Annotated in this window: 13 protein-coding genes; 1 reads left to right on the top strand and 12 read right to left on the bottom strand. The window is 53.6% G+C overall.

The genetic code is table 11. The annotated features are described in order from the left end of the window. Nucleotides 1-12: 12 nt before the first annotated feature. The 3 genes from JZY08_RS04830 to JZY08_RS04820 form a co-directional block, all read right to left on the bottom strand. Nucleotides 13-327 (bottom strand): hypothetical protein, encoded by a 315-nt coding sequence (locus JZY08_RS04830; RefSeq protein WP_216331573.1) that lies wholly within the window; start codon nt 325-327, stop codon nt 13-15. Further along, nucleotides 324-1,403, bottom strand: coding sequence for an N-acetylmuramidase domain-containing protein (locus JZY08_RS04825; protein ID WP_216331173.1), 1,080 nt, complete (start codon nt 1,401-1,403; stop codon nt 324-326). Before JZY08_RS04825 ends, JZY08_RS04830 begins: the two co-directional genes overlap by 4 nt. A gap of 101 nt (nt 1,404-1,504) precedes the next feature. Continuing rightward, the gene (locus JZY08_RS04820) at nt 1,505-2,392 is read right to left on the bottom strand and encodes a hypothetical protein (RefSeq protein ID WP_216331171.1); all 888 of its coding nucleotides are present in this window, start codon (nt 2,390-2,392) and stop codon (nt 1,505-1,507) included. Nucleotides 2,393-2,414: 22 nt separating this feature from the next. Here JZY08_RS04820 and JZY08_RS04815 point away from each other — a divergent pair. Then, nucleotides 2,415-3,628 (top strand): IS3 family transposase gene (locus JZY08_RS04815; RefSeq protein WP_149149104.1). Its coding sequence is split into 2 segments (ribosomal slippage): nt 2,415-2,751 and nt 2,751-3,628, totalling 1,215 coding nucleotides; the frame shifts between segments, so codons are not numbered across the junction. On the opposite strand, the gene JZY08_RS04810 is transcribed toward JZY08_RS04815, so the two are convergent. The 9 genes from JZY08_RS04810 to JZY08_RS04770 all read right to left on the bottom strand — a co-directional run bounded on the left by JZY08_RS04810 (nt 3,609) and on the right by JZY08_RS04770 (nt 12,481). Next, entirely contained in the window at nt 3,609-4,091 is a 483-nt protein-coding gene (locus JZY08_RS04810) for a hypothetical protein (RefSeq protein WP_216331170.1), read from the bottom strand. The two genes, JZY08_RS04815 and JZY08_RS04810, sit on opposite strands and share 20 nt — an antisense overlap. After that, nucleotides 4,088-4,318: an acyl carrier protein gene (locus tag JZY08_RS04805; protein ID WP_209159417.1), complete on the bottom strand. Its 231-nt coding sequence runs from the start codon at nt 4,316-4,318 to the stop codon at nt 4,088-4,090. The genes JZY08_RS04810 and JZY08_RS04805 overlap by 4 nt, the downstream gene beginning before the upstream one ends. Then, on the bottom strand, nt 4,308-5,987 hold the full coding sequence (locus JZY08_RS04800; RefSeq protein ID WP_216331168.1) for an AMP-binding protein: 1,680 nt from the start codon (nt 5,985-5,987) through the stop codon (nt 4,308-4,310). Before JZY08_RS04800 ends, JZY08_RS04805 begins: the two co-directional genes overlap by 11 nt. Nucleotides 5,988-6,283: 296 nt before the next feature. Further along, nucleotides 6,284-7,822: a hypothetical protein gene (locus JZY08_RS04795; protein ID WP_209159419.1), complete on the bottom strand. Its 1,539-nt coding sequence runs from the start codon at nt 7,820-7,822 to the stop codon at nt 6,284-6,286. Then, nucleotides 7,819-8,163: a hypothetical protein gene (locus tag JZY08_RS04790; RefSeq protein ID WP_216331166.1), complete on the bottom strand. Its 345-nt coding sequence runs from the start codon at nt 8,161-8,163 to the stop codon at nt 7,819-7,821. Before JZY08_RS04790 ends, JZY08_RS04795 begins: the two co-directional genes overlap by 4 nt. Nucleotide 8,164: 1 nt before the next feature. Beyond that, nucleotides 8,165-9,109 carry a hypothetical protein gene (locus tag JZY08_RS04785; protein WP_216331164.1) on the bottom strand — a complete coding sequence of 315 codons (945 nt, stop codon included), beginning with the start codon at nt 9,107-9,109 and terminating at the stop codon, nt 8,165-8,167. 68 nt (nt 9,110-9,177) lie between these two features. Next, nucleotides 9,178-9,678, bottom strand: coding sequence for a hypothetical protein (locus JZY08_RS04780; RefSeq protein WP_216331163.1), 501 nt, complete (start codon nt 9,676-9,678; stop codon nt 9,178-9,180). Continuing rightward, nucleotides 9,653-10,783, bottom strand: coding sequence for a hypothetical protein (locus JZY08_RS04775; protein ID WP_216331162.1), 1,131 nt, complete (start codon nt 10,781-10,783; stop codon nt 9,653-9,655). Before JZY08_RS04775 ends, JZY08_RS04780 begins: the two co-directional genes overlap by 26 nt. Further along, the gene (locus tag JZY08_RS04770; RefSeq protein ID WP_216331161.1) at nt 10,784-12,481 is read right to left on the bottom strand and encodes a hypothetical protein; all 1,698 of its coding nucleotides are present in this window, start codon (nt 12,479-12,481) and stop codon (nt 10,784-10,786) included. It lies immediately after the preceding gene. Between the last annotated feature and the right edge of the window lie 116 nt (nt 12,482-12,597).

Genomic DNA, 12,597 nt, shown 5'->3' with positions numbered 1-12,597 from the left:
TTGGCGAAGGGCCTATCGTCCACTGTGATTTTGACCGCTGTTTCGAGCGTTGGCTGAAGCTTCTGCCAGCCTGCGCATGCATTCCCGCTTGTCGTCTGGTTGCAGCCCGAAACGCCCACACAAAGCAGAAGCATCGGCAGCGTTGATTTCCGCATTGGTCTTCTCCCGTGATTGAAAGATTTCGACGGTCTTGGCTAACGCCTCTGTAGCCGCCTGTGAGCGACCTTCGCGCTTGCCGAGCCGGTAGGAGCCAGAGGCCAGCAGAACAGCGCAGAGAAGGCCAGCAGCGGCGATTTTCAGCCAGTTGGGGATGAGAGCCCAGATCATGCCTGTTCCACCGTCTGCTTGCTCTTCCACCAGCCATAGACGCCCCAGATTGTGAGACCGAGACCAATGGCGCCGGAGACGGCCAGCATCCCGTTCGCAATGGTGTTCGCCAGATCCGAGTTGATGCCGGTGACATAGGTTGCGAGTTCTGCAATCTGGTCGCGTGCGGCAGTCACCAGCGCCAGCGGGCCGAAGTTGCGCGCTGCGTTCTTCACTTCCGGCACCTGCGCGATGCCGAGATTGCCAGGCTTCTCATCCGCGGACACCTGAAACTCTTTCAGCTTGCGCATGGTCTGCGGACCGGCAACGCCGTCGATCGTCAGAGAGTTTTCATCCTGAAAGCTGCGAAGTGCCCGATCCGTGGCAGGACCGAAGTCCCCATCCGCCGAAACGGAATGGCCGGCACGCGTGAGAAGCACCTGAATTTCGCGGACGCCAGCACCCTTGGAGCCGAGACGAAGCATCCCCGTCGCACCAGATGCGGCCGGTTCTTTTCTCGCATAGCGCTCATAGGCGGCGGCCATCTTCGTGTCGTAGGCGTTCTTCTTGTATGCGGGGCCGTTATAGCCTCGAGCAAACCCCGCCCAGTCCTTACGGCTCAAAGCGCCAAGGAGATTGTTCGTCTTGATGAACCTAACCATCAAATCAACCTGGCCCTCTACGCCGCTGCGGGCCGCTTCGAACAGATCGATGACCGTTGGATAGCCGAGTGCTTTCCAGTGGCTCCCCATGACCTGCCCAACGCCGAAGGACGCGCTTTCAAGTGCTGCCTGCTTGTCGATCATCATTGCCCGTCCAAGAAGCTGCCAGCGGTCTTTCTGTGATGCCGGGTTCTTCACTCCACCGACGTGCGGGGAAGCGAGACCTTGGCGACGGGCCTCCTCACGACGCGATGCCGTCACCAGCCGGTCGAAGTAATGTCCCTCGAACCGAATGATCGGCATTTCCTTGCCATCGATATCCGCAAAGACAACGCCGTTGCTCTCGACCTCGACAACAGCCTTCAGCGCCGCCGGGTCAATACCGTGCATGCTCGCGACTCGCTCGATCGAGCGCGCGACATCAGCCTTCAACATGAGGCTTCTCCTGATTGTGGTTGTGGGTGCCGGGTTACGGCATAAAAAAAGGCCCGCCGAAGCGAGCCTTTCGTGAGGTCGAAATAGTATAAATGGAGTGGTTATTGTCCGTATAACTGTTTTGGAATGTAAGCCTCCAATTCAGGAGAGCCCGCAATGTTTGCCTTGATTTCAGCAATCCGCTCTGCCGTTGCATGCGCTAACGTGAAATCAAAAATATGTTGAATTTCCTGATGCTTGTTTAATGACCAAAGCGTCTTTAGGAGGGGAACAAGACTATCAGCCCGATCGGGAGTTCTATCGTAATAGTCCCTTGCATACGGCTCAGCCTCAATTGGATTTCCCGTATTGAGATGAAAAAACGCCATCACCTGTGAGAAGATTCGCTGGCCTCTAAAGAACACGTTTGCTCTCTGCATCAAGGCGGATATCCCTGATGCGTCATTGTATCGTGTATATAGTGACAGCCCACACAACCAACTATGCAGCTGGCCTGGGGAAAGATCCAAAAGCCGAAGCAGACACAGCGAGGCATTTAACTTCGTCCCGATTGCAGCATGCGCCTGCGTTAAAGCCAACCAGCACCAGGTGTCATGATGGTACTTATCGACAAATAGGACTTCATTTTCTAATAAAGCATTCCAATTTCCAGTCGCCCTGTACTCATGCAGCTTTCGATATATTTCGTAATCTTCACCCCAATCGAAGCCCAGAATTTCAAGGATATCTTTCGAAACTGGATGAAAGGTCGCGGAGTTAATACCTTCACCTTGCCGAAGAGTTTCTTCAACGCACGATATCACGCGCCTATCAACGCCCGGCATCTGTTCTGCGAAGGCCCTGAGCATCATTCCCATAATCTCACCATTGGGATGAAGCGCGGTGTGGAACAGGGGGCGACTTACTGTGACGGTACGTATGAACTCTGCAAAGTCTATTGAACTGCCCCCCATTTCGACCGGACAGTCGGCATAAGCAGAAAGGCTCAAGCACAGGCTTGAGGATAGGCTTATGTCTAACGAGTATCGACACGTTGAACTGCTGACGGGTGATGTTCGCCGCAGGCGATGGACAACCGAGCAAAAGCTGACGATCATTGAGCAGAGTTTCGAACCAGGCGAGACGGTATCTTCGACCGCTCGCCGTCACGGCGTTGCCCCCAATCTGCTTTATCGGTGGCGTAGGCTCTTGAGCGAGGGAGGTGCTGCAGCCGTGGATTCTGACGAGCCGGTAGTCGGCAATTCGGAAGTGAAGAAACTGGAAGATCGCGTCCGCGAGTTGGAGCGCATGCTCGGCCGCAAGACGATGGAGGTCGAAATCCTCCGCGAAGCCCTTTCCAAAGCGGACTCAAAAAAACGGATATCGCGGCCGATCTTGTTGCCGAAGGACGGTTCCCGATGAAGACCGTCGCAGACACGCTGGGCGTCTCCCGTTCCAACGTCATCGAGCGGCTGAAAGGTAGATCGAAGCCGCGTGGAGCATACCATAAGGTCGGGGATGCAGAGCTTCTGCCCGCCATCCGCAGGCTGGTGGATCAAAGGCCAACCTATGGCTATCGGCGGATCGCCGCGCTCCTCAATCGCGAAAGGCGAGCCGCCGATAAGCCTGTCGTCAACGCCAAACGGGTCCATCGCATCATGGGCAACCACGCCATGCTGCTGGAGAAGCATACGGCCGTTCGCAAGGGCCGCCTCCACGACGGCAAGGTCATGGTCATGCGCTCCAACCTGCGCTGGTGCTCCGATGGTCTGGAGTTCACCTGCTGGGATGGGGAGGTCGTTCGCCTCGCTTTCATCATTGACGCCTTCGACCGCGAGATCATCGCCTGGACAGCGGTCGCCAATGCCGGAATATCCGGCTCGGATGTCCGCGACATGATGCTGGAGGCGGTCGAGAAACGCTTCCATGCAACCCGAGCCCCGCATGCTATCGAGCATCTCTCGGACAACGGTTCGGCTTATACAGCACGGGACACGAGGCTGTTTGCCCAGGCGCTCAATCTGACGCCCTGCTTCACGCCGGTGGCCAGCCCGCAGTCGAACGGAATGTCCGAGGCATTCGTCAAAACCCTGAAGCGGGATTACATCCGCATCTCTGCACTACCGGACGCCGAAACGGCGCTCCGGCTCATCGACGGATGGATCGAAGACTACAACGAAATCCATCCACATTCAGCGCTCAAGATGGCTTCCCCTCGGCAGTTCATCAGGGCAAAATCAATCTAGCCGACCTGTCCGGTGAAACGGGGAGCACTCCATCTATCGAGCTCCCCGCTCTCGTTTGACACGCCTTTATGATGCCGATGTCCATGTCAAACACACGTTTCGGCGTGGCCTTTGGACCGAACTTATCAGCTATCTCGGACGGCGAAACTGCATAGAACTGCAAATGCGGATAGCGAATTATTTGATCAACCAGACCTGAGTAACTCATTTCGGTCTGGTCAGAGAGTGGCGTCGATTGCGTTGCCTGGATAATCCACTGTCCCTTTTTGCGGGCCTCTTCAATAAGAAGATGAGCTTCACTTTCATCAACGTATTGGCACCCCACCCCCAGATGGCTAGGAAGGAACCCCAGATCCTGACCGATCGCATAACTCTCCGCTAAGTTTGAAGCGGATAAAATTGCGGAGAGATGTTGCCCTTGGCAGTTTCCGTCGAAGATGACGAGCGGGATACTCTTTTTCAAGAAATTTGCTTTCGAACCATATCAATCAAATCGCCCACATTGCTGCATGTAAGTGCTTGCTGGGGATCGATATTCAAACCGTATCTATCTTCAAGCTCGAACATCAATTGCACATGGCCAAACGAATCCCACCCAGGGACGTCAGCCGCCGTCGTGTCCCTAGTCAACTCTCCATCAAACATTGGGAAAGCTTCTTTAATCGCAGCTCTAAATTTATCATCGATCATCAATTTTCCCCACGAGTTGGTCCGACATGCTGATTTTTATCGTTCTATCTAAATAAGCTTTTTGATTAGCCGACCGAGATATTTTGCCGCTAGTTGTTTTAACTAAGGAATTTTCTTCCACTATAATGGTATCAGATGGGACGATCCCAAAGCTGGCGTGAATGCTGTCGTTTATTCCTGCCTTCAATAGTTTGGACGACACATCGCCAGTTGTTTCAACCGCCAATACCAACTGCTGTGTCCCGCTCGTATCTTCGACACCGAAAGCGGTAACCCTGCCTGGCTTCACCCCCTTGACCATTGACGCAAGCTGTTCGACGTCATGAGCGTAGATGTTCTTGCCACGCACAATGACAAGATCGTCAATACGTCCAGTCACATAGAACCTGCCATCGTAACGGAACCCTAAGTCTCCCGTATGGTACCAACCATTTTTGAATTTTTCTTTGGTGGTCTCTTCGTTTTTGAAATACCCGTTACAGAGTGATGGGCCGCGTATTATTATCTCATCGACTATTCCGTCAGCCGCATGGTCACCAATTCGAATTTCAGCACCGGCTATAGGTGTACCTACCTCAACAATAATCTTTGAGCGGATGTCCTCGCCGTCCGTTAGAGCGATGCGGTTTTCCGTTTCCAGCGCATTGGCGTCAACCGACAGAGCGGTAAGCGGTGCGGCAAGCGATGTCTGCGTCATTCCAAATACATACTCGGCGGCGGCATAGCAGACTTGAACAGCGTTGGGTGGCAAGCCGTGTGGTTCAAAACGCGCTTTGAAAGCCTCCATGTCGTTTTGCTTGCACGGCTCAGAGCAATTGATCGCCGCACGGACATTACTCAAAGATGAGTCTGTTAATTCGACGCGAGACCTTTTTGCCAAATAGTTGAAAGCAAAATTTGGAAGCCAGCAATACGATTGTGGGCACCTCGCCAACAGCGAGATCATAATCCCTGGGTTTGAAAGCCATGCAAAAGTGTCAATAATCCTCACCGATGCACCGGCCCACATTGGCAATAGGGTCGCCGCAATCAGGCCCATATCGTGATAGATTGGAAGCCACGACACGACATTCGCTGTATCGTCAAAGCCGATCGTCGCCCCATAAGACTCAAGTTGAGAAAGGAGTTGGCGATAGGTGACGGTAACGCCTTTTTTTAGACCCGTAGTACCCGAAGAATGCTGAAGAAACGCAATTTGATCAAGGTTGGCATCCACTTGCGGCCGATCTTCTCTGGCTGGCCACTTTTCGATGGTATCTGTCGATATCAATTGACCCGCGCAGAGCGCACTCACATGCCCAGCGCACGATGGTTCGCTGATGACTAGTTTTGGGTTGATCCTTTCAACAATCTTCTGATGGGCGGACGCCCAACTTGCCAAATCTTGTTTTACCGTCGGCGGTGGCATAAAAGAGGGAATGGCGCCAAGCCATTGGGCTCCAAAAAAAGCCAACAGCATGCCTTCGCTATGTTGAGCAAATATTAATACTACGTCGCCTTCTTGCACCCCGAGTTCCGAGAAGTTTTGCGCCGTGTCAGATATCCTTTTGCGCATATGAGAAAACGACAAGCTTTTCTCTTGCCCCGTCATCCCGTGAAGCTCAAAGCATATGCCATGTGGATTTGCCACAGCCTTCGCAGAAAGTTGCGCAAAGAAAGAATTGCTCATATGGGACCCCGGCTGATATCCCAAACCGTATAAAAGCCGCCGAACGGTTTAGTCAATCGGAGTTATTGAGAGAGATGGATACAAGTTCGAAAAAGTTGATCGTAGAGGCGCCGATGCTAAACATGGAACTTGAACGAGCCAGACGAGAAGTTCGCCCGACAACGTTCGGAGGTCAGCGTTGGTTTGTTGTGTCTGCGGAAAAAGGAAATGGCACAAAAATTTCCTATTTTGGCATTGAATGTTACGACGACCTCTTAGACGACTGGGCTTAGATGGGAACGGGATAACTTATTGATTTACGGGCCGATAAGTCCGTGTGTCAGCAAGTCGTCCTTCATGGCTTTTATTGTCTGAGAAAGGTCCCGAACTTTATCCATAAGCGCTTGAATTGTTGCTTGGGTGTATGCAGGCTCAGCAGTTGCAGAGTAGGTTGCGTTCGCGGTTCTCTTAGGGGTTCCAGTGTCTGCCGCCCAACCTGTACGCCGCGAAGTTACAACCTGCGTACCTTGAATGCTAATCGTGCCGAATTGATCGGTTGCCCCGCCGTCTGTTACTAACCAGTGGTCAACAGAGTTGTTGTTATAGCGTATTGCTCCCGCGTCATATCGTATAGTTCTGTCTAGCCCGGTAGACAGAGAGAATTTTTGTCCGTTAGCCATCCTAAACGCAGCACCGCCAGGAGCGATTAACGCTTTGGAACTATCAAACACAACATCGAAACCAGTTGAGGCCCCGACAGTAACCCCCTCATACCCGACTTTCCATCTGTTTGTTGCTATCGCGTCCGCAATTTGGTTAGTCGCGCGGAACGCCGCGCCACCTTGTGCAGAAGCACCGGAATAGGCACCGCTTACTTGTGGACGCGAGATAACAGCATCAAACCCCACTCGGTTGTTGTTTGCGTCAGTGCCGTTAGCCGCAATCACTTGCTCAATACCGAGAAGCGCAGAAGTCGGATTTGCTGTCCCGGTAAAATCTATCGCTTCGTTAGCAATTGACCAAGTTGACCCCGTTGACTGTTTTCTCCCCACAAATCTGCCTGCACAATTCTGTGAAGGGCCGGGGGAAAAATTGTCCAGAATAAACAGCCCAGCGTCTTCGTAAGATTGTGTTGACGTGGCAGAAACGGTGTTTCTAGCGAGAATAGCTGCGTTCTCGAAACCGTTAGTGCCCCCTGTGTAATCGGCGCGTCTGTCAACTCGCAAGGCGTGAACGTCTTCACCTGTCGTTTTGCCCTCGCCTTGGAACAAGAAAAACCCACTCGACTGCAAATCAAGCGTAGGATGCGAAAAGAAATTTTTAGTTTTAAGGCCCTTCAACTGCGAAACATCAGAAGACAGATCAACGGCCTGTAGTGCGGTGTCTGCTTTGCCCCCTTGCGTAGCAGTTGCAAAATCCGTCGCGTCAGCAGTTGAAGCCGTGCCTAGTTCAAGTACGTCGCGTTGCGCCGCTGCGCCAGCAGCGCCCACTAAATCGCGCCCCGCTTCGCTTATCCCCGTAACAGCCGCCGCGTCTGTTCCGGTAAAGTAAATGAATTGGTTAGCGCCAGGGGTGGTCGCTTCCATAGCCGCAGTCGTCGGCCCGATAATGACATCCTGAATATTGCTGACGAGATCCTGAAACGATATGCGCGAATACATATCGATCGACTGGTCCCATCCCCAGAAGTATGTCGTTTCCGGCGTGGAGACAGACGGAATCTGCACCAAAGCGCCGAAGTCTGGTTTGACCACCATATCCGTGCCGTCTCGATCGGCATCGAGGCCATTTGCGCCGATAATACGGGCCGGGAAGCGCGGCAGGACGCGCAAGCGTAGGGAGGTGCGATTGCTCATTGGCGGACGACTCCGTCGATAATGCCGATGGTGGCGACAAGTTCTTGATCTGTGACGTCATCAAGCTTGATGGTAATGCCAATCTCATATGTGCCGGCGCAGATGCACGAGAGGTCATTCGGCGTGAAATGCCATTGGATGATCCCCTCTGCGATGACGGAGACCTTCCCGTCACCTGTCTTCGCGGTCAGAACAGGAGAGCAACCGTTCTTGCGAATCGCAATGCTGATGACGGCATCCTCTAGGTTCGCCACAGGTTCGTCGGTATCATCGTTGATGATCTCGACAGTTCCAAACCAGTCGGCACGGTTAGATATTGGCTCTAGTATTCCAGTGTACATGCTAGAGCCTCATATAAATTGTGGTGGCGATCGATGGCTGCACGTTGTTGTGCGGTTCTCCCCCGCCAGCGCCACGAATTACAATATTTGAACCGCTAAACGCAGTAACTTGCGTGTTTGTGAATTGGTCGATAGCGAATATACTAGAAAACCCGCCACGATCCCCCCATCCAGGGCGATATATAGGTTGGGGGTAGTTTTGCACATGTTGGTGCCCGTAGTCGTCAACGCCGTGTGCGTGCGAAGGCATTTGAGCAACAGTTAGTGTGTGAACTTGATTACCCCCAGCCCAACCGACATAAGTTGCGCCCGTCATTACCCCTGCGGCGGCGTTACCCATATTATCGTAGCCCACAACTGTGCGCCCTCGCCAGTCAGGCAAAACCATAGTCTTATTCGCGCTGAAGTCGGCGGCAGCAGACGCCCCGCGCCCGCCAGCAATAGGCGCTGTAGGCCAAATATTCCAAAGGTAGCTATACAGCGGCTGTGTATCGCTGTTTGCCCTTTCCTCCGCACCGGATGTAGCTGATCCGATAGTGCGACCATTCAAGCGCACAAAACCGACGCGCGTCTCGTTACCAAAACGGAGCATCATGTCACCGGTAGACATCACGGAGTCAGGGTCAACCGGTGTTGGCGGAGCACCACCACCACTACCGCTAGGACCAATAATGGGGACTGCGGGCGTATCGAACAGAACCACGCCGCCTTTCGTCGTCACGCGCACACGATAAAACTGGTCAGCCTCATCAAAGAAAACGGCCGGGAACACGCCATTGCCATCCGTCACCAAGGGGTTCGGATGCGGCGTTGAGAGATCGTTGTCGCGATAGGTCGTGATAGGCGTAGTGGTGCCCCCGCTGTAGAAATACGCTCTGGCGCCGATATGCGGTGCGCCCTTCGCATTGTTGATCTGCGAATACGACCCAGTCCAAAAACCCGCCATAGGGTGATCTCCATAAAAAAAGGCCCCCGAAGGAGCCTTGATGGTGGTGTTTGATGGTGGCCGGCTTCTCAGTCGGCTTTTTCTATCTGACCTAGGGCTTTAGCCTTGAGTATTGCAAGTTCCTCAAAGCTTTCATCGCCTGTCACAGAATATGGCGAGAGATCAGCGATAAGAAACGCAACGCCTTTGTTCCGGTCTGGGTCAATCACAGGCTCCCCGGAGTGCAATTTTAGCCACTCCTTACCTTCCTTTAGAGACGCCTTCCAAAAGCTTTTCGACTTGCGTTTGCCAGTGGACATCATGTCTGGCACGCCAGTGTAGATGCCAAAAAGATCAATTCCGCCTTGAGACTTCATGCCCTTTGTCTTCTTGCGACCCACCTCCGTAGCTAGACGCATCAGTGCAAAATCCACAAGCCTTTCATTCAGGACCTTGATCGCCGCTTTCTCTTTTACCTTTAATTCCTTGATAGCCTCGCCATGATCAACATCATTCGATGATTTAGCCATGCTTATCATGACACCCGATAGGCTTTGCTTCAGGTCACTTAATGTTGTTTTCTTCTGCATGTTTGCGCCACTCCTTGGCAAAGCGGTTGAACCAATCTACGGCATTCTCGAAGTGTTCAATCATTCTTGGCAGTTCATACTCGTTGATGAGGTGGAGCAACTGCTTCGGATCATCATGATTCTGCCCAAGGTAACACACGGAAATGTAAGCATGATATGCTTGCTTTCGAAGATTACTTTCTTCTTTTCTCGCGTTTCTATTTTCCCGATCAGCCTCTTTTTGGGACTTGCTTTTAGGCGGCTGCATCGTGCCATCGTCGGCTTTAACCTGACCGCCCAACAGTCTTCCAATGTCGGCGGCGGTATCGCGATCCGGCCTTTTCTTATGTTTTTCAAGGTAGTCAGTGTAGGCGTTGCCAGGGTTCTGTAGCTTGTAGTGCGCCACTTCTTGCAGCAGTGCTTTTTCGGCGTCTTCGCGGGCGTCACGGTCAGCCTTTTCTCCCGCTAGGGAAACAATCTGTTCTGGCTTGGTAAGGTTAGCAATATCAGCGGCTTTCGTTATAGCCACATCGCCTTTGTCAACGGCCTCAATAAGTGTCGGATCGCCGTCCTTGACGATCTTCTCCGTTCGACGACGTTGCTTCTCTGAAGTGAAGCCCGCCGCTTTTGCTGCAAAGTCTCTCGTTTTTTCCCCATCATTAACTTGTGGGCGTTCGCCCACAAGTTCCTTCTTCCTCTCCGAGAAACTGATGATGTCGTTTCTGCTCCCCTGCCGTCTACCAACCTCACGTTCAACCGCTTCCGCTATCGCCAAACGTTCAGATGGTGTGAAGGCTTTCTGTTGCTGTGCTATCTGGGTGATCTCTTTCGCCTGATCGAGATTATCGCCATAGCTCCCACCGTTGATGAGCGTGGAGATGCCAGCGGCTGCTTTCTGCGCGCCGGACAGCGCGTAGGGGCCAACTATGGGAGCGCCTTCCACCGTGCTCGTGAGGAATGCACCCAACTCGCCATTGCGGCCCTGCAAGTCTTCCTGCTCAAGAAGCTTCTGGCCTTCCTCGAAAGAAAGGTGCTGCCCTGTTTTCGCGACAGCCACCGGCTCGCCTTTAAAACGAGGTGCGGCCGGTGCATCACCTTGAACTGGAATGCCGTTAAAACGTGCCATTTACGGTTTCCTGTAAGTTTGACCGTCATCGGGATCTATGTACAAGTCGCCAGACTTAAGCGCGTCAAAGTCCGCCTTGGTTTGCGGTCTTGCGGTGCCACCACCCTGACTATTCTGAAGCATCGAGCGTGACCGCTCATCAAGTAGAGGCTGCTTGTCAATTTCAGAGATGCGACGGTCAGCTTCTTCCGGCGAAATCTCACCACGAAGGGCCTGAGAAGCGATCGCTCCGCGGTCTGCGTTGAGCTGGGCTTTTCGTTCGAACACGTTGAGAATAAGCTGGTTCGCGGCCGGGTCACTTCGCAGTCGTGGCAGTGCCGACATCAAAACATCAAGGTCTTTATCCGACATCGCTCCCGAGCCAGGGACACGCAGTGTCGGCGCGATCTGGTTAATCTGGGAAATAAACGCATCCCCGGCGGTGCTGAAACCTGGGAACGCCTCAGCGAGGCGACCAGAGACAGGACCTTGAGGAGCTTGGGTAAGAAGCTCTCTCAGTACCGGCATCGATTGGGCTATGCTGGCTGCATTAGTCCCAGCGTCAGCAAGGTTGCCGAAACGTTCAACATTACGGGCTGCAGCCTTCTTCGAGAACTCTCCCTGATCTTGATTGTTGACCGTGACGGAGGTTCCTGGCGTCTTCACTTTTTCCCAGTCGGCGTAGCTTCCCTTGAACCCATCTTGCTGAGCGAGCTTGAATTCCTGATAACTGGCCGGCGTCTTGGGCTGCCCCTGATAGACGACCTCTCCAGTGCTTCGGCGAACAAGATTATCACCCACGACGATAGCATCTTCGTTAGGCTTGGCGAAGTTGCCCAGCCGTTCAACGGCGCCAGTCTGCTGGTTTGCTCGAGCAAGTGTTCCATCGGGCAGATTGACGAACTGCCACGGTTCGCTTGCTTTCTGGCCTTCGACATTAGCCGCCCAGAGCTTCAGGCCCATATCGCGAAGATTACGGTCGCGAAGCATGTACTGGATCAGGCCGGGCTCGACGCTACCACGCTGTACAGGAGTGATGCCTTGCGCGATCAACCCTGTGCTACCAGAAGCGTCAGCGACCTGCATTGGCGCGCGAGACTGCGGCGCCGTAGGGGACGCCATCGTATATGGCGCTGATGCAGCTTCTTGCGTCGGGATCGATGTTTCCTGTCGTGGTTCGACCTTCACATAAGGATCGACATAAGCAGATTCCGTTCCGCTCGTATCACCCTGTTCAAGCGGCGCAACCGCTTCGATCGCAGCAGCGCCTGCATTGGCAGGCGCGTTGCCAAACTCATTGGCATAGTAGCTCTTCGCCATTGCCAAACGACGCGCGGATTCACCGCCGGGGCGATCATAACCCGCGAATTTCCATGCCCCGTTCATAAGTTGCTGAGCTTCCTCTACGCTTTTGGCGTTGTTCAGCGACTGAATGAGCTGCGGATTTTCCTGGAGGAAGAACTTTGCCTGTCCTTCGGGGGAAAGATCACCAGTCGCGGCAAGTGCTTGATAACGAGGGCCGCGCCACGACAGGATGCCTCCAGCCGTTCCGGGTTGACCGCTTTCGCTCGGGTCACTCCATGTGCGATTCGCATTTTTACCAGACCACCCACTTTCCGCTCGGCCTGTCGATGCCACTGCAGCCAACCCGTAGGGGTTCGTAAGGCCGCCTGAACGAACAGTATCGATGAAGGGTCGGTATGTGTCGCCCTGCGCCACTCCACGCTCCACCGGGCCTACAGCAGCAGTCTGCGGCGCACTTGGTGAGACAGGATGTGATTAGGCATGGAATAAGGACCCCGCACATGGGGTGATCGGCGTCCAAACGGGACCCC

Source organism: Rhizobium sp. X9, from assembly GCF_018873185.1.
Taxonomy (GTDB): domain Bacteria; phylum Pseudomonadota; class Alphaproteobacteria; order Rhizobiales; family Rhizobiaceae; genus Agrobacterium; species Agrobacterium oryzihabitans.
Note: the sequence above shows the minus strand (reverse complement) of the source record. Positions and strands in the feature narration are given on the sequence as shown.